The organism is Campylobacter concisus, from assembly GCF_003048875.2.
In the GTDB taxonomy this organism is placed as follows: domain Bacteria; phylum Campylobacterota; class Campylobacteria; order Campylobacterales; family Campylobacteraceae; genus Campylobacter_A; species Campylobacter_A concisus_AU.
The window spans coordinates 1,218,482-1,236,045 of the sequence record NZ_CP049264.1 but is presented as its reverse complement, the minus strand read 5'-3'; the positions used below and the strand labels follow the sequence as shown (position 1 = coordinate 1,236,045).

Genomic DNA, 17,564 nt, shown 5'->3' with positions numbered 1-17,564 from the left:
TTTTTCGTTATCATCTCAAATAAAATTTTTTTGGAAAAAACATGCAAAAAAAATATAGACCAAATGTAGCAGCTGTCATTTTGTCTAGCTCTTACCCTTTTAAATGCGAAATTTTAGTCGCAAAAAGGGTTGATATGGACGATATCTGGCAGTTTCCTCAAGGTGGCATAGATGAAGGCGAAAGTCCAAAACAAGCGCTAAAAAGGGAGCTTAAAGAGGAGATCGGAACTGATAAATTTGACTTCTTAGAAGAGTATCCTGAGTGGCTTAGCTACGACTTTCCAGCAAATGCGTCAAAGAGATTTTATCCATTTGATGGGCAGACGCAAAAGTACTTTTTAGTTAGGCTTAAAAATGGTGCGAGCATAAATTTAAAGACTGAGCATCCAGAGTTTAGCGAGTATAAATTTGTAGATATTAACAAGGCTTTAGAGGGGATAAATCACTTCAAAAAGCCTATTTATGACAAAGTTTTGAGTTATTTTAAAGAGAAAGGATATTTTTGATGTTAATCGTTCAAAAATTTGGCGGAACTAGCGTAGGCACGCTTGAGCGCATCGAAGCTGTGGCAAATAGGGTCATAGAGACTAAAAACAGCGGCGCTGACGTGGTTGTGGTAGTTTCTGCGATGAGTGGAGTTACAAATCAATTGGTTGAATATAGTGAGTATTTCTCAAAGCACCCAGACGGCGTTGCTACTGATATGCTTTTAAGCTCTGGGGAGCAAGTAACCACCGCACTTTTGACGATTGCACTTAATGCAAAAGGCTATGCGTGCGTAGGGCTAACAGGTGCTATGGCTGGGATAATGACTGATGAAATTCACACAAAAGCTAGGATAGAAAAGATAGACACCACTAGGCTAAAAGCTGAGCTAAAAGCCGGCAGGATCGTCGTCGTAGCAGGCTTTCAAGGCATAGACGACAAAGGTGATATCACTACTCTTGGTAGAGGCGGAAGCGACCTTAGTGCGGTTGCATTAGCAGGTGCTCTTGAAGCTGATCTGTGTGAAATTTTTACCGACGTTGATGGCGTTTATACGACTGATCCAAGGATAGAAAAAAAGGCAAAAAAACTAGAAAAGATAAGCTATGACGAGATGCTTGAGCTTGCTTCTGCTGGGGCGAAAGTGCTTCAAAATCGCTCAGTCGAGCTAGCAAAAAAACTAAATGTCAAACTAATCACAAGAAGCAGTTTTAACCACAACGAAGGTACATTAATAGCAAAGGAAGATAATATGGAAGCGGTTTTAGTAAGCGGTATAGCACTAGATAAAAATCAAGCAAGAGTAACTTTAAGAGGCGTAGTCGATAAGCCTGGCATTGCAGCTGAAATTTTCACAGCTCTAGCTCATCAAAATATAAATGTAGATATGATCATCCAAAACGTAGGACACGACGGCACGACAAATTTAGGCTTTACAGTGCCACAAAACGAGCTTGACCTAGCAAAAGAGACCATGCAAAAGCTCTCAGCTGCAAAACATGTCGAGTATGACGATGCGATCGTGAAAGTCTCAGTCATCGGCGTAGGCATGAAGAGCCACAGCGGCGTAGCATGTCTAGCATTTGAGACGCTTGCAAAAGAGGGGATAAATATCCAGATGATCTCAACAAGCGAGATAAAAATTTCAATGATCGTCGATCAAAAATATGGTGAGCTCGCAGTTCGCGTACTTCACGATGCGTATAAGTTAGATAAATAATGCAAGATTTTATCCAATGGACGCTTGAGACTATAAGAAGCGAAAGATATATGAGCTGGATGGAGGAGAAGCGCGTCGAATGGACGCCTTTGCTCGCATCTAGGCTTAAATTTTTGCTTGATAGCAAGGCTTTTATAGTCATCTGCGACGATGAGCGAGAGTGGTTTGAAAACTATCTTTTAAGAAATATCAACCGCACAAAAAGCGAGCGTCCGTTTTTGCCATTTTTTAGCCTAAGATCGCTCTATCCAGCCTTTGACAGCATCGAGACAAACGAGCAAAAACAGCTTTTAAAAGATATGCTAAGCCTTGCCTTTCCAAATGGCTACATCTTTTTTTACATCGGCAAGAGCATAGATAAGCGCGCAAATTTAGCCAAAACTGATGAAAACAGCTATATGTGGCTCTTTGACGAGCAGGCGCAAAACAGCTTCACGCTAAGCTCTAGCGATGAAAACTTAGACATCAAACTTCTAAATTTATATAAACTTTTCGACAAGAGCATAGACGCCGTGCTCTTTGCAAAGGTGATGCTCTAAATGCTTAATAAAATCGTCATAACAAGCGATTTTGAAAATTTAAAAGTCAAGCTTGAAGCCGAGTTTGGCGTAAATAATCTAAGATTTTTTATAAGCGATGATTTTTTGCTAGAAAATGCAAAAGAGGTCATCGCCGAAGCCTACATCGCTGAAAAAGATGAGAAAATTTTAGTCATAGAGGCAAAGTCTTTTCGCACTGAGGCTCAAAACGCACTTTTAAAGATCATCGAAGAGCCCCCAAGAAACATCAAATTTATAATAGTAACGCAGAGTAAAAATTTGCTTCTACCAACGATAAGATCGAGAATGCTCATAGAAAATAAGCTCACAAAAAAGCCAAAAATGAGTGTGGAACTAAATTTAAAATCGCTTGGCCTAAAAGAGCTAACAAGCTTTATCGATCAAAAGATAGCAGAGGAGCAGGCGCAAAAATTTGGCAAAAACGAGCTAAAAGAGCTTGTTGGAGCCATCGTGACAAAGGCGGTTGATAGCGGGTATAAATTTAGTGGCGAGGAGATGGAGTATTTTTTCTCGCTCATCAAGCTTGCCGATCTAAACGCCAAGTCTCACGCCATTTTAACGCCGCTACTGCTTACTATCTTTGAGAAAGGACGACGTTGAAATTTTATAAGATAAATAACAAAAGCGACTTTGATCAAATTTGCAAGGTCGTCTCGCCAAGCCCAGCTGGCGCGAAGCTTATGCATGAAAAGAGCGAGATAAATTTTATCTTTATCGATGATATAAAGACACCAGCGGCAAATATCCTAAAGCAAGACGCCCTAAGTGTCGGCGCCGAGCTGGTGACACATAATGATACGATTTTAGGTCGCGAGAGTCTAAACAAATCCTTGCTAATGGCGACAAATGCGCAGCTTAGGCAGTTAGCTAAAAAAGAGAAGCTACAAGACTTTGGGCTTAAAAAGCTTGCCACCTTTTTAGAAACTAAATTTGCAAAGCCTGCTAAGCCTCTTATAATGGGCGTGGCAAATATAAATTCGGATAGTTTTAACGAGCAAAGCCGCATAAATACGCAAAATGGCATAGCAAAAATAGAAGCCATGATCGAAGCAGGTGCTGACTACATCGACCTTGGCGGCGTTAGCTCAAGGCCAGGGAGCGAGTATTGCGGACGCGAGGAGGAGTTTAGGCGCATAAAAGATATCGTGGAGGAAATTTACAAGCTAAATTTACATGAAAAGGCGAAATTTAGCCTTGATAGCTTTGATCCTTATTGCTTAGAATTTGCGTTAAATCATGGCTTTAAGATGATAAACGATATCACGGCAAACGCAAATTTAGCTACGCTTGCTGCAAGATATGACGCCCAGTTTTGCATGATGCACATGCAAGGTGATCCTGCCACCATGCAGATCGCGCCAAAATACAACGACCTTATCGGCGAAATAACGGACTTTTTCGAGCAAAAGATAGCCCTTGCAAGGGAGCTTGGCGCTAAAAAGCTCGTGCTTGATGTGGGCATTGGCTTTGGCAAGACGGCTGAGCAAAATTTGCTGCTTATTAAGCATTTGGAGCATTTTTTGAAATTTGAGTGCCCGCTACTTGTTGGTGCTAGCCGCAAATCAGTGATAAATCACTACTATAAAAGCGAGGTCAAGGACCGCTTGCCAGGCTCGCTCTATCTGCACCTAAAAGCTTACGAAAACGGTGCGCAGATCATTAGAACGCACGATGTGGCAGAGCACAAGCAGCTTTTTGATATGCACGAGGCGATGAACCAAGCTACGCTTTGGTAGGACGCTTGGCTAAAAAGAGGCTAGATGAAAAATTTACTTCCACCGCCTTGGATCAAATTTCCCCAGATTAGCCCCTTTTCTATCGGTTGGAGAATGGGTGCTGGCGAGGGTTATAAGTTTAAATTTAATGACTGGCTAAAATCGCTAAGCCAAGATGAACGTAGTGAGTATCAGCAGCTCTTTGCTGAGCCTGCGACCTGGCGTGGGTACTGGGATGAGAGGCTTAGTGATGATGAGAGCACACTTTTTACTTATAATGATTTCATGCTAGATCTTTGGGAGCGTGAGCCAAGATATGATCTAGTGTGGCTAAAAAAACGCTACAACGCTGGCAAGACGGATAAATTTTTACTATTTTGGGGTCATCAAAAAAGCGCAAATTTAAGTGCAAGCTGCCTTAGTCAGTGGTATAGCTCTAGCTTTTGGGAAGATGAAACTAAATACATTTGCGCTGAGCAATATATGATGGCGAAAAAGGCTCAGTGTTTTGGCGATAAAGAGGCTTTGAAACAAATTTTATCCGCCAAAGATCCAGCGCAGATGAAGGCGTTTGGCAGGCAGGTGCGAGGCTTTGACGCTAAGGTCTGGGACGAGGTCAAATTTGGCGTCGTGCTAAATGCTAGCTATCTAAAATTTAGCCAAAATGCCCCTTTGCGTGACTTTTTACTCCAAACTGGGAGCAAAGTTTTGGTTGAGGCAAGCCCAGTTGATAAAATTTGGGGCATAGGCATGAGTGCAAGCGATGAAAATGCGCAAAATCCTATGAAGTGGCGCGGGCAAAATTTACTTGGCTTTGCGCTGATGATGGCGAGGGACGAGATAGTAAAGGTCTATAAAAATGTCCATTTATGTGACGCCAGAGAGCTAAATTTGGATCATTTATAAAGTATGTTTAAGATAAAATGCGGTGTAAATTTGGAGCAAAAATGACAAAACAAGAGTACGAAAAAGCGGTAGATACGCTAAATGTGTGGGCTAAGGCCTACTACGACGAGGACGAGCCACTTGCAAGCGACGAGGAGTATGACGCGCTATATCATGCGGTTTTAGCCTTCGAGCAGGCAAATCCTAGTGAAATTTCGCTATTTTCGCCGACCAAGCGAGTGGGTGGGGGCGTAAAAGAGGGCTTTAGTAAGGCAAGCCACATAAAGCGTATGTGGAGCATGGAGGATATCTTTAGTCTTGGCGAGCTTGATGCGTGGCTAAAGCGCGGTGATAAAGAGAACTTAACCTTTGTCGCTGAGCCAAAATTTGACGGAGCGAGCCTAAATTTACTATATGAAAATGGCGTTTTAGTTAGGGCGATAACTAGAGGCGACGGCGTTACAGGCGAGGACGTGACGCAAAATGCAAGGACGATAAATTCTGTTTTAAAGAGTATTGATTACAAGGGGCTCATTGAAATCAGGGGCGAAGTCGTCATAAGAAAAGATGACTTTGAGCTTCTAAACGCAGAGCGCGCAAAAGAGGGCGAGGCGCCACTTTCAAACCCTAGAAACGCAGCCGCTGGAAGTCTCAGACAGCTTGATAGCGCAGTCACTGCAAAAAGAAAGCTACTTTTCATACCTTGGGGCGTGGGCGAGCAGAGCCTTGGGCTAAAAGATCACAGCGAGGTGATGAAATTTGTGCGAGATCTTGGCTTTGAGAGAGATGATTTTTTCAAAATTTTAAAAAAAGATGAGCTTGAGACTGCCTATAACGAGCTACTAGCCAGCCGCGAGGCAAAGAGCGTGATGATGGATGGCATGGTGATACGCGTAAATGACCTTGCGCGCTGTGAGCAGCTGGGCTACACAGTCAAATTTCCAAAATTTATGGTGGCGTTTAAATTTCCAGCCATTGAAAAGGTGACTAGGCTAAAAGACGTAGCACTTCAGGTTGGCAGAAGCGGCGTAGTAACGCCTGTTGGCGTGCTTGATGAGGTAAATATAGATGGTGCTAATGTAAAATCCGCCACCCTTCATAACTTTGACGAGATAGAGCGCCTTGGCGTCATGAAAAACGACTATATCGGCATCATCCGCTCAGGAGATGTGATACCAAAGATCACAAAGGTTTTTAAAGATAGGCGAGACGGCAGCGAGCAAGCGATTGAGAGGCCTAAATTTTGCCCAGTTTGCGGCTCGCACCTGCTTGATGAAGGGGTCTTTGTAAAGTGCCAAAATTTAAGCTGCAGGGCAAGAGTGGTGGGCTCAATAATCCACTACGCATCGAAAAAATGCCTAAATATAGACGGCCTTGGCGACGCGATCGTAAATTTGCTATTTGACAAGGGGCTGATTGCTTGCATAAAAGACATATACAGCCTTAAATTTGATGATCTCATGGCGCTTGAGGGCTTTAAAGAGAGAAAGGTAAATAACCTTTTAAATGCGATCGAAGCTAGCAAAGGAGCGGAGCTATCGCGCTTTATCACGGGTCTTGGCTGCGAGCACATCGGCGAGGTGGCGGCTAAAAAGCTGGCAAGTAGCTTTGGGCTAGGCTGGCTTGATGCTAGCTTTGATGAGCTAACCTCGCTTGAGGGCTTTGGCGCGGAGATGGCAAATAGTTTAACCGATTTTGCTGAGGTAAATAGAGATGAAATTTTAGCACTTAGCCAGATCGTGCAACCAAGCGTGACGCAGGTGCAGAGCATCTCAAACGCACTAAGCGGCAAGACGGTCGTTATAACTGGCACGCTAAGTCGCCCAAGAGATGAGATAAAAGCCGAGCTCGAGAGCTTTGGCGCAAAGGTTTCTGGCTCAGTTTCTAAAAAAACGGACTTCGTGCTAGCTGGCGAGGAGGCTGGCAGCAAGCTAGAAAAGGCAAATGAGCTAGGCGTGCTGGTGATCGACGAGAGCGAATATGAGAGGCTAAAACTTGAGGTTTGATAACTATGTCGCAAGCGTTTTAAACATAAGTAGAAACAAGGCGAGCGAGCTAATAAAATCTGGCAAGGTGTTAGCAAATGGCGAAATTTGCACCAAGGTTTCAAGCGAGGTTAGTGAGGCTAAAATTTCACTGCTTGATGAAATTTACGTTGGACGAGGCGCGCTTAAGCTAAAAAGCTTTTTGGAGGCGATGAAATTTGACCTAGCTGGCAAAAATGCACTTGATATCGGCAGCTCAACTGGCGGCTTTATGCAAATTTTGCTTGAGCGTGGTGTAAAGGGCGTGACTGGCGTTGATGTGGGCACCGATCAGCTGGACGCTAGCCTAAGAGGCGATGAGCGAGTGAAAATTTATGAAAAAACTGACGTCAGGGAGTTTGCTAAAACGCATAAAAATGAATTTAACCTCATAACCTGCGACGTGAGCTTTATCTCTTTGGCTGAAATTTTGCCAGCCATTTGTGAGCTTGCAAGCGAGAATTCGCTCATCATCACGCTTTTTAAACCGCAGTTTGAGGTGGGTGTTGGTGTAAAACGCAATAAAAAAGGCGTTGTCACCGACGCTAAGGCTGTAAATTTAGCTATGAAGCGCTTTGAAGTGCTAGCAAATAGCTTGAAATTTGAACTGATAGCTTGCAAAGAGTGCGAGGTCAAGGGAAAGGAAGGAAATGCCGAATTTTTCTACGCTTTTAACAAAAGATAACATCACTGCCGTTGCGATCGGGCACTTTGACGGCGTGCACAGGGGGCACAAGCAGCTTTTAAAACAGCTTGGCGAGTTTGGCGGACTTGTCGTAATTGACAAAAATAAGGCAAACATAACGCCAAAGCTAAAGCGAGCTGAGTACTCAAACTATCCTTGTTTTTTATATGATTTTGAGAGTATAAAAGGGCTTAGCGGCGAGGAATTTATCGCACTTTTGAAGAGGGATTTTAAAAATTTAAAAAAGATCGTTGTTGGATTTGATTTTAGATTTGGCAGAAACAGAGCGTGGGACAAGCACGATTTGAAGAGGATTTTTGATGGCGAGGTAGTCGTCGTTGATGAGGTTTGTTATGACGGTATGGGCGTGCATAGCTCCTCCATCAGAGAGCTGATACGCCAAGGCAACATCGATGAGGCAAACAGGCTAATAGGCAGGGAGTACTCGATCGAAGGCAACGTGATAAAAGGGCAGGGCATCGGCGCAAAAGAGCTGGTTGCTACGCTAAATTTAGATATAAAAAGCTATCTTTTGCCGCGCGAGGGCGTCTATGCGACAAGAACGAGAATGGGCTCATACACCTATGGCTCGGTCACTTTTATAGGCAACAGGCTTAGCACGGATGGAAATTTTAGCGTTGAGACGCACATCTTAGACGAGGTCGCGCCAAAGGTGACGAAGCACGTTGCCGTTTGCTTCATAAAACGTTTGCGCGATAATAAGAAATTTAATAATCTTAGCGAGCTAAAAGAGCAGATAAAACGCGATATAAACGAGGCTAGGCAGTGTGTAGGCGTGTGCGATCTCTTTTTTGGAGAGACTATGAGATACTTTGACGGATATGGAGCTGGTATATGAGAGATGAAATTTTTAAAGAGCCTATAAACAAGCAGTTTGAATTTGATGACTTTGTGGCGAGCGTTTTTGATGATATGATCTCGCGCTCAGTGCCATTTTACGACGTTAGCTCAAATTTAAACGCAAAGTTGCTGGCTAAAATTTTGCCAAAATCAGCAAAAGTGTGCGACCTTGGCTGCTCTACGGCAAATAGCCTGCTTTTGCTAAACAACCTTAGAAATGACCTCGTGCTAAGTGGCGTGGATAACTCTGAGGCGATGCTTGCAAATGCAAAAAACAAGGCAAAAGCTTATGGAGCTGATATTGAATTTATCTTAGATGACATTTTAGAGTGCGAGCTAGAGGGCTTTGACGCTGTTTTGGCAAACTACACTTTGCAGTTTATCAGACCGCCAAAAAGGGCTGATCTGGTGCAAAAAATTTATAACGGACTAAATGAAAATAGCGTCTTTTTGTTTAGCGAAAAGATCATCTTTGAAGATAAAAAGCTCACCAAAAGCGTCATAGAAATTTACGAGGATTACAAGCAAGCGCAAGGCTACTCACGCTACGAGATCGCCCAAAAAAGAGAGGCACTTGAAAATGTGCTAGTGCCATACACTGAAGAAGAAAATAGAAACTTAGCCCTAAATGCTGGCTTTAAGCGTGTCGAGAGCACATTTAAATGGGGAAATTTCATGAGCTTTTTGGCGTTTAAGTAAATTTAAAAATATCTGCTTTTGTATTTAAATATAAAATTTAATCATAAACATTGAATTTAAAATTTAGATTTTGCTTTGCAATGTCAGCATTTTTGGATAATGAAATTTAATAGTAAAGAAATTTAGCGGGAGTTACCCGCTAAATTTACTCATTTATCGCTGCGTTTCCGTGGTGGTGGAAGTCATCGTAGATGATCTTTGAAGTTTGGAATTTCTCGCGTTTTAGCTCGCGAACTCGTAAAAATTCCTCTTCATCGATCTTTTTGATCTGGATAGCTGCTTTAAATGTCGGAGTCTTACTGATGTAGTCCCAACCGCTGCTTGTTAGCTCGTTGCAAGAGCTCTCCCAGTAGTGGAAAGTCATCTGGATGATGCCATCAGGCACGATGTCAGTCACTTCAGCTTTTACGACGATGTAGCCGTATCTACTCCAAGCTTTGATAAAGTCGCCTTGTTTTAGTCCGTATCTTTCTGCAAGCGCTGGGCTCATCTCAGCGATAGGTCCGATGCTATCTCCGCCTTCTTCGATGGCACGTGAGCGTCTTGTCATGGTGCCAACTGTGTATTGATAAACTTTTCTTGTAGTTAAAAGCTGTATCGGATACTCAGCGTCAGTCTTCTCATCGACCGAACCAGCCATGATAGGATACTCAGGCGACATATTCATCTTCTTAGCAAACTCAAGTTTTGCGCTCTCGATCTCATCAGCCTTATCCACAAATAAGCAAGGTACAAAGCGACCTTTGCCATCAGGTGTAAAGAATTTCTTATCAAGATAGAGGCTCTGACCGCCCATATCATCTTCAGTTGGGCATGGCCAGTGAAGTCCGTGATATTTTTTAAGCCTATAGTAGCTCATACCGCCGTAGCGTCTAGGGTCGCATTTTCTAACTTCTTCCCAAATTTCTTCTGGTGAGTTAAAGTTAAAGCCTTCTGTTGCGCCCAAACGACGTGCGATCTCACAAACGATCCACCAGTCTTGTCTAGCATCGCCTGGAGGTGTGATGACTGCTTCGTTGTGCTGGACACGGCGTTCTGCGTTTGTGTAAAGACCCTCTTTTTCACTACTTGCAACGCCAGGGAGAACGACGTCAGCTTTTAGTGAAGTCTCAGTTAAAAATAGATCTTGAACCACGTAGAAATCGACATTTGCAATGCCCTTTAAGAAGTGGTTTGTATTTGGCTCAGAGATGACTGGGTTTTCGCCGATAGTCCAGAAGAAATGCACTCTGCCATCAAGGATCGCATCAGGCACTTCAGTTTTATGGATACCTATCTTTGAGTTTAAAAATCCAGGTTCTAGGTGCCACATTTTCTCAAACCAAGCTCTTTGCTCTGGGTCAGTTACTGAGCCAAGATTTGGGAAGATATTTGGTAAAACGCCCATGTCGCAGCAGCCTTGAACGTTCTCTTGACCTCTAAGCGGCAAGTCGCCTGTGCCAAGCTCGCAGATATTGCCAGTGATCAAGAATAAATTTGATACATCACAAACTCCGCCAACGCCGTGGTTGAAGTGAGTTACGCCCATGCCGTGAGTGATGACGGCTGGTTTTGTGGTGGCATACATTCTAGCAGCTGCTCTGATATCCTCTGGATTTAGCCTTGTGTATTTAGCTACAACCTCTGGAGCATAGTCTTTTACAGCTTCTTTAACGTACTCGATGCCTATTGTGTGGTCTCTTACAAATTCCTCATTTACAAGGCCTTCTTCGATGATAGTATAAAGAAGTGCGTTGATAACTGGGATGTTGTGCTCTGGCTCTAGTTGTAAGTGGATGTCTGCTCTACTTGCAAACTCAGTCTTGATAGGGTCGATAACGATCAGTTTTGCACCGCGGTTTAGCGCTCTTTGGATGTGCATAGCTGCGATTGGGTGACCATTTTCTGGGTTTGAGCCTATCATTAATATACAGTTACTATAAGTGCCAATCTCTGTAAAGCTATTTGTGGCAGCTCCGTTTCCGATTGTTTTAGCAAGTCCTGCTACTGTCGGAGCGTGTCAAATTCTAGCGCAGTGATCGACGTTGTTTGTACCAATTACAGCACGCATTAGCTTTTGAGCGACGTAGTTGTCCTCTAATGTACAGCGTGCTGAGAAGTTTCCTGCTAGTGAGTCAGGGCCGTATTTCTCTTTGGCTTCTTTCATCTTTTCTACGACAAGATCAAGCGCCTCGTCCCAGCTAGCCTCTTCAAATTCGCCATCTTTTGAAAAAACCCCGTTTTTCTTTCTAATAAGCGGCTTTGTAAGTCTGTCTGGACTTGCAACGTAGTCCCAGCCATAAAAGCCCTTTAAACATAAATTTCCTTGATTGACTGGATTGTCTTCGACGCCAGTAGCGGCACGAACGACGTTGTTTTCCACGTGCAAGGTTACTTGACAGCCTGTCCCGCAATAAGGACAGATGACTTTGCCTTCTTTCATCACTTTCTCCTTCTAATTATGCATTTTCTGCATATTTATTTTGAGTAATATTACTAGCGTAAAACTTAATCTTTTATGAAAAATTCTTTATTTAAAAAATAAATTTTAATTTTAAGTTATATTTTATATAAAATTTAAAAAGCCGAATATATAGGAATTTAAAAAATATGCTAAATTTGCATGAATTTCTAAAATTTATCAAATAAGAAATAAATTGTGTAAATTTGACACAGAAGCTGAAAGATGAAAAATTAAATTTAAATTTAGTTTTAGGCAAGCTGTTTAAACTATAAAAATAAAGAGAAATTTTGAAAGTAAAAGTGAAATTTAAAAGGAGAGCAGGTCGCTCTCCGTGGGATTATTTATCTCTTAAGCCAAGCTCAGAGATTAGTTTTGAATATGTAGTGTAGTCTTTGTTTTTAAGATACTTTAAAAGTCTTTTTCTTTGACCAACTAGTTTCAAAAGACCTAAACGTGATGAAAAGTCTTTTTTGAAAATTTTAAGGTGTTCTGTAAGTTCAGTTATTCTAGCTGTTAAAAGAGCTATTTGAACTTCTGGAGAGCCTGTATCTCCCTCTTTTCTAGCGAATTTCGCAACTATTTGAGCTTTTTTAGCCGAATCCAAAGCCATGATGACCTCCTGATTGGTGAATTTTGGAAGAGCGATTATAGCATTTAAAACATAAAGTTAGATAAAATTACGCTTTTTAAAAATTAATGAAAAATGCAGTAAAAATTTAATAAAATTAGGGCTATTTAAAGAGTTAAGGAAGATAAATGCTTTTTACAAAGGCAAGCGAATACGCTCTACTTTCGCTTATTTTAATATCTCAAAAATCATCGCCAGTTGATGTTGATACGATCTCAAATGAGCTTAAAATTTCAAAAAGCTTTCTGGCAAAAATTTTACAAAATTTAGCAAAAGATGGAGTTTTGAAGTCATTTAAAGGAGCAAATGGCGGTTTTGCACTAAACGGCGAACCTGAAAATCTAAGTATAAAAAAGATAATCGAATGCGCCGAAAAGCGCGAACTAAGCGTCTTTGAGTGCTCATCTTCAGCACTTGGCTGCCCGTCAAACAAAGCCTCAAGCTGTCAAATTTGGTCGATGTTTAGCGGCCTTCAAGGCAAGATCGACGAGATGCTTGACGCGATAAAACTAAGTGACATCGTTAAGAAGTAAAGTTGGCAAAGCAAAAAAATAATATCTTGACTCTTGTCGCACCGTTTCTTGCGCCAATTGTCAAATTTAAAAGTCTTAGCATCGTTGGCATCATCGTTGCCATCCTTGCTATCATCATCGTGCCGCTTCCAAGCGCGGTGCTTGACTTTTTCTTGGCACTTTCGATCTCGATTTCGGTGCTTATTATTTTGATATCTATTTACGTGCCAAAACCAACCGATCTTAGCACGTTTCCAACACTCATTCTCATCATCACGCTTTTTCGCCTCTCGCTAAACATCGCAACCACGCGTATGATCCTAAGCGAGGGTCACAACGGCCCAGAAGCGGTCAGTGAGATCATCTCAAGCTTTGGAAATTTCGTCGTTGGTGGCAACTTCGTCATCGGCACCATCGTCTTTTGTATCTTGGTACTCATAAATTTCATGGTCGTAACAAAGGGCTCAACCCGCGTGAGCGAGGTGCAAGCGCGTTTTACACTTGATGCGATGCCAGGTAAGCAAATGGCGATAGATGCGGATCTAAACGCAGGTTTAATAGACGAAAAAACGGCGCGCGAAAGACGTCAAGCCATCATCGGCGAGGCAAATTTCTACGGCGCGATGGATGGTTCTTCTAAATTTATAAAAGGTGACGCCGTTGCTGGTATCATCATCACTATCATCAACATCATCGGCGGCTTTGCTATCGGCTCGTTTCAGCACGGCCTTGATATGGCGACATCGGCTCAGTACTATACGATCCTAACTATCGGTGATGGCCTAGTTAGCCAGATACCTGGACTTATCACTTCAACAGCGACCGCCATCATCATCACAAGGGCTAGCAAAGATGACGAGGACTTTGCAGAAGGTACGCTAAATCAGCTATTAGGCGATTATAAAACCTTGCTGATAGTAGGCTTCATACTATTTATGTTTGCCCTTGTGCCAGGTCTGCCAACCCTATCTCTTGGCTTTATAGCGCTGCTATTTTTGGGGCTTGGCTACATCATCAAGCAGACTAAAGATGGCGGGCTAAATTTAAGCCTTGCGCCAAAAGAGAAAACTGCTTCTAAAAAGGCTGGAGCCGCTGCGCCAAGTGGGGCAGGGGCGGCAGCTGCGAGTGGTGGGGCTACTAAGGCGCCAAAGAAGAGCGACGAAGAGATCGCAAGAGAAGAAGAGACAAAGATAAATGACATCTTAAAGCTTGAAATTTTAGAGCTTGACCTAGGATATGGCCTATTAAAGCTAGCTGATGTGGATCTAATCGAGAGAATTCGCGCTATGAGGCGAAATATCGCTTCAAGCCTTGGCTTTTTGATGCCAAAGATAAGGATCCGCGACAACCTCCAGCTACCGCCAAACGAGTACCGCTTTAAGCTAAAAGGTATCATCATCGGTCAGGGTGAAATTTACGCGGATAAATTTCTAGCGATGGATAGCGGACTAGTGAGCGAAGATATAGAAGGAATTCCGACAAAAGAGCCAGCTTTTGGGCTGGATGCTCTTTGGATCGATGCTAGCGTCAAAGAGGACGCCATACTTAGCGGATATACGATAGTTGATCCTGCAAGTGTCATCTCAACGCACATGAGCGAGCTTATCAAGCAAAACGCAGCAGAGCTTTTAACTCGCCAAGAGACGCAAAATTTACTAGATAAACTAAAGATCGACTACCCAGTCGTGGTCGAGGATACGTTAAGGATCGCACCTATAAATTTGATCCAAAAGGTCTTAAAAACGCTGCTTAAAGACAATATCCCGATCAAAGACCTGCTTAGCATACTTGAAGCCATCAGCGACATCGCCGAGGTTAGTAAAAATTTAGACATGATCATTGAGCACGTGCGTGCAGCACTTTCGCGTGTCATTACTTCGCTTTATGTAGATGAAAAGGGACAGCTAAATTTCTACATCCTAGACACTGCCGCGCAGCAAAAGCTCATGGACGCGGTGCAGTATAAAGACGGCGCATATCACTTGATGATAAACGTAGCGCAGACATCATCTATCGTGCAAGCACTTAGGCGTGAAAAAGAGAAGCGACCGATGAGCCAGCACGGAGAGATGGTGCTTTGCGTGGAGCCAAGCTTGCGCAAATTTATAGCAAATATCTGCGCAAATTTCGCCATCGACATAGTGGTGCTAAGCTTTGCTGAGATCTCGGCAAATACGCCATTTGAAACAGTTGGCGTCATAGAAATAGAAAATTTATAAAGGAAAAAGATGAAAATTTATCACCTCTCACACACCGATCTTGACGGATACGGCGCGCAATACATAACAAATTTTTACTTCAAAGATGTGAAATTTCTAAACTCAAACTACGGCAGAGAGATAGATGATAAATTTGCTCAAATTCTATCTGAGATAGATGCCTCAAACGATGATAAAAACGTCATTTTAATCACTGATCTAAATTTAACTCCGGCTCAGTGTGAGAGCTTTGAGGAGATGATAGATGGTAAAAATATAAAGCTATTTTTGCTAGATCATCACCAAAGTGGTGCCGAGTGCGCGAGCGCTTACTCATGGTATTTTTTAGATAGTTCAAGGTGCGCTACAAAGATCACTTACGACTTTTTTGCTGGCATTTTTGGCAAAAACAAAGAACTTGAAATTTTTAGTGACGTCGTAAATGCCGTGGATATCTGGCTAAAAGATGATAAAAATTTCGAGATGGGCAAGGTTTGTTTGGGGCTTGTGGCAAATGCTAAAGAGATAAATAAGGTGATGTTTGAAGCTGAAAACAACCTCTATATGGATCACATCTTAAAAGAAGCGAGCAAATTTTTTAACGAGAAAAACGACTACATAGGCCTTGATATGCAGGTGCATGCTATTAAAAAGTCATTTTTCAAAGAGGATAAAGACGATACGCTAAGCAATCTAATCTCAAACTACGTCGTAAAAAAACTTAGTGAAAATAAAGAGAAATTTAGCATAAGCTATAAAGATCATAAAGGAATTTTAACCTACAATGTCGGCAATGTTTCTGTTATCGGCAACGATTTTTTGGTGGCAAATCCTGAATTTGACTTCTTTATCGACGTGACAAATAAAAAAACGCTAAGCTTTCGTGCAAATGGCAAGCTAGACGTTAGCGCCATGGCAAAACACCTAGTTGGCGGCGGCGGACACGTGAACGCTAGCGGCGGGCTGTTTGCAAATTTCAAAGATGGCTTTAGCTATGAGCCGATCAAGGCACAGATAGTTGATCTAATAACTAAAAAAACACAGGAGGAGATATGAAAGAAGAAGAGGTAAGCGTAGAGGAGCTTAGCTACGAGCTTAGCATGGTGCTTGAAGCGATGTTTTACTATGCTGGAGTGAAAAAAGAGAAGCTTGAAGAGGCGGCAAATCTCTATGTCGAGTGCATCGACGATGCGCTAGAAAACTCTGATGCTAGCGGTAGCGACGAGGTCATAGAGATAGTTGAATATATGAAAAAACACCATCCAAAGTTATTTAAATAAGGAGAAAATATGAAGAAAATTTTAGTTTTAGCGGCGGCACTTTTTGCGTTAAATGCTATGGCAAATGAAAATTTAGACAAGGCAAATGAGCTTTATGCAAAGAAAAATTTTAACGAGGCCTATCTTGCTTTTAACAAAGCTTGCGGCGAGGGCGAGAAAAAAGCCTGCACGATGAATGCGATCATGCTATTTAACGGCGATGGCGTGGCGAAAGATAAAGCTCAGGCTGAGAAAATTTTTACAAAAATGTGTGATGAAAATGAGGGCATGGCCTGCGAAAAACTAGGCGAAATGACAGCTTATGGCCTTATAAAAGACAAAGACGATAATGAAGCAAAAAGCGAAGAGAAGGCAAAAGCTTTGTTTAAAAAAGCTTGCGATAACGGCTATAAACCAGCTTGCGACTTTGTAACAAAATAGATCAAAAAGGGCTTAAAATGGGCTACAAACATAAAGATTTGATAGGAACTAGAGAGCTTAGCAAGGAAGAAATTTTATATTTTCTAGAGGCGGCGAAAGAGTTTAAGGAGCTAAATTTAAGCCAAGTGAAAAAAAATGACTACCTTCGTGGAAAGACCACGATCAACGCATTTTATGAAAACTCGACAAGAACTAGGACATCCTTTGAGATCGCAGCAAAGAGGCTTGGAGCTGATACAATAAATTTCAGCTCGTCAAGCTCTAGCGTGACAAAGGGCGAGAGCCTAAATGACACGATGAATAACATGGCTGCTATGAGAACTGACATCATCGTGCTTCGTCACCCAAGCTCTGGAGCGGCGAAATTTGCAGCTGATAGGACAGAGGCTAGTGTTGTAAATGCAGGGGACGGCACAAATGAACACCCAAGCCAAGCTCTGCTTGATCTTTTCACACTAAGAGAGCACGGCAAAATTTTGGATAAAAATTTAAACGTGGCGATCATCGGTGACATCGCTAGAAGCCGCGTGGCAAGGTCTGACATCTGGGCGATGAAGAAATTTGGCATAAATTTAAAGCTCTTTGCGCCAAGGATGATGATGCCAAAAGACGCTGAGGTTTTTGAGTCTCAAATTTGCAAAAATATGGAGGAGGCTTGCGAGGGTAGCGACGTCATCATCATGCTTCGCATCCAGCTAGAGCGTGGCGGTGCGGACGTGGCGTTTCCAAGCTCGAGAGAGTACTCGAAATTTTTTGGACTAAATAAAAATAGGATAAAGCTAGCAAAGCCTGACGCGATCGTGCTGCACCCAGGACCGATAAATAGGGGCGTGGAGTTAAATTCGGACGTGGCTGATGGCACGCACTCAGTCATACTAAATCAAGTTGAAAACGGCGTTGCTATAAGAATGGCGATACTAAATACGCTTGCAAAAAATAGGGGCTAACG

General features: G+C 42.5%; 18 protein-coding genes. 16 read left to right on the top strand and 2 right to left on the bottom strand.

Features of this window, described 5'->3' with window-relative positions:
- The first annotated feature begins 41 nt into the window (after positions 1–41).
- Genes CVT07_RS06230 through cmoA form a run of 10 tightly spaced genes read left to right on the top strand, consistent with a single transcriptional unit; the run spans position 42 to position 9,134 of the window.
- A complete protein-coding gene (locus tag CVT07_RS06230) occupies positions 42–506 on the top strand; it encodes an RNA pyrophosphohydrolase (RefSeq protein ID WP_009294160.1) in 465 nt (154 codons plus the stop codon).
- Positions 506–1,705: an aspartate kinase gene (locus CVT07_RS06225; protein ID WP_012140060.1), complete on the top strand. Its 1,200-nt coding sequence runs from the start codon at positions 506–508 to the stop codon at positions 1,703–1,705. The genes CVT07_RS06230 and CVT07_RS06225 overlap by 1 nt, the downstream gene beginning before the upstream one ends.
- Entirely contained in the window at positions 1,705–2,244 is a 540-nt protein-coding gene (locus CVT07_RS06220; RefSeq protein WP_009294158.1) for a HobA family DNA replication regulator, read from the top strand. The genes CVT07_RS06225 and CVT07_RS06220 overlap by 1 nt, the downstream gene beginning before the upstream one ends.
- On the top strand, positions 2,245–2,865 hold the full coding sequence (locus CVT07_RS06215) for a DNA polymerase III subunit delta' (protein WP_107935766.1): 621 nt from the start codon (positions 2,245–2,247) through the stop codon (positions 2,863–2,865). It abuts the gene before it with no gap.
- A complete protein-coding gene (gene folP, locus CVT07_RS06210; RefSeq protein ID WP_107935768.1) occupies positions 2,862–4,001 on the top strand; it encodes a dihydropteroate synthase in 1,140 nt (379 codons plus the stop codon). Before CVT07_RS06215 ends, folP begins: the two co-directional genes overlap by 4 nt.
- Before the next feature lie 24 nt (positions 4,002–4,025).
- Entirely contained in the window at positions 4,026–4,886 is an 861-nt protein-coding gene (locus CVT07_RS06205) for an NADAR family protein (protein WP_107935770.1), read from the top strand.
- Between the two features lie 41 nt (positions 4,887–4,927).
- A complete protein-coding gene (ligA, locus tag CVT07_RS06200) occupies positions 4,928–6,871 on the top strand; it encodes an NAD-dependent DNA ligase LigA (protein WP_107935772.1) in 1,944 nt (647 codons plus the stop codon).
- Positions 6,861–7,574: a 23S rRNA (cytidine-2'-O)-methyltransferase TlyA gene (gene tlyA, locus CVT07_RS06195; RefSeq protein ID WP_107935774.1), complete on the top strand. Its 714-nt coding sequence runs from the start codon at positions 6,861–6,863 to the stop codon at positions 7,572–7,574. Before ligA ends, tlyA begins: the two co-directional genes overlap by 11 nt.
- Positions 7,540–8,433 (top strand): bifunctional riboflavin kinase/FAD synthetase, encoded by an 894-nt coding sequence (locus CVT07_RS06190; RefSeq protein ID WP_002939474.1) that lies wholly within the window; start codon positions 7,540–7,542, stop codon positions 8,431–8,433. The genes tlyA and CVT07_RS06190 overlap by 35 nt, the downstream gene beginning before the upstream one ends.
- Positions 8,430–9,134, top strand: coding sequence for a carboxy-S-adenosyl-L-methionine synthase CmoA (gene cmoA / locus CVT07_RS06185; protein ID WP_107935776.1), 705 nt, complete (start codon positions 8,430–8,432; stop codon positions 9,132–9,134). The genes CVT07_RS06190 and cmoA overlap by 4 nt, the downstream gene beginning before the upstream one ends.
- Positions 9,135–9,279: 145 nt before the next feature.
- Here cmoA and fdhF read toward each other — a convergent pair whose 3' ends face one another.
- Both fdhF and rpsO read right to left on the bottom strand, forming a co-directional pair.
- The gene (gene fdhF, locus CVT07_RS10290) at positions 9,280–11,556 is read right to left on the bottom strand and encodes a formate dehydrogenase subunit alpha (RefSeq protein WP_080655749.1); all 2,277 of its coding nucleotides are present in this window, start codon (positions 11,554–11,556) and stop codon (positions 9,280–9,282) included.
- A 358-nt stretch (positions 11,557–11,914) separates the two neighbouring features.
- Positions 11,915–12,187: a 30S ribosomal protein S15 gene (rpsO, locus tag CVT07_RS06170; RefSeq protein ID WP_004317763.1), complete on the bottom strand. Its 273-nt coding sequence runs from the start codon at positions 12,185–12,187 to the stop codon at positions 11,915–11,917.
- A 146-nt stretch (positions 12,188–12,333) separates the two neighbouring features.
- On the opposite strand from rpsO, the gene CVT07_RS06165 reads away from it, so the two are divergent.
- The 6 genes from CVT07_RS06165 to CVT07_RS06140 are packed head-to-tail and all read left to right on the top strand — an operon-like array spanning position 12,334 to position 17,562.
- A complete protein-coding gene (locus CVT07_RS06165) occupies positions 12,334–12,738 on the top strand; it encodes an Rrf2 family transcriptional regulator (RefSeq protein ID WP_004317794.1) in 405 nt (134 codons plus the stop codon).
- Between the two features lie 2 nt (positions 12,739–12,740).
- Positions 12,741–14,936: a flagellar biosynthesis protein FlhA gene (gene flhA / locus CVT07_RS06160; protein ID WP_087580939.1), complete on the top strand. Its 2,196-nt coding sequence runs from the start codon at positions 12,741–12,743 to the stop codon at positions 14,934–14,936.
- 9 nt (positions 14,937–14,945) lie between these two features.
- A complete protein-coding gene (locus CVT07_RS06155; protein WP_107935778.1) occupies positions 14,946–15,971 on the top strand; it encodes a DHH family phosphoesterase in 1,026 nt (341 codons plus the stop codon).
- Positions 15,968–16,195, top strand: coding sequence for a hypothetical protein (locus CVT07_RS06150; RefSeq protein ID WP_012140046.1), 228 nt, complete (start codon positions 15,968–15,970; stop codon positions 16,193–16,195). Before CVT07_RS06155 ends, CVT07_RS06150 begins: the two co-directional genes overlap by 4 nt.
- Positions 16,196–16,204: 9 nt before the next feature.
- The gene (locus tag CVT07_RS06145) at positions 16,205–16,615 is read left to right on the top strand and encodes a tetratricopeptide repeat protein (RefSeq protein ID WP_002942627.1); all 411 of its coding nucleotides are present in this window, start codon (positions 16,205–16,207) and stop codon (positions 16,613–16,615) included.
- Between the two features lie 17 nt (positions 16,616–16,632).
- On the top strand, positions 16,633–17,562 hold the full coding sequence (locus CVT07_RS06140) for an aspartate carbamoyltransferase catalytic subunit (RefSeq protein WP_002942659.1): 930 nt from the start codon (positions 16,633–16,635) through the stop codon (positions 17,560–17,562).
- Positions 17,563–17,564: the final 2 nt, after the last annotated feature.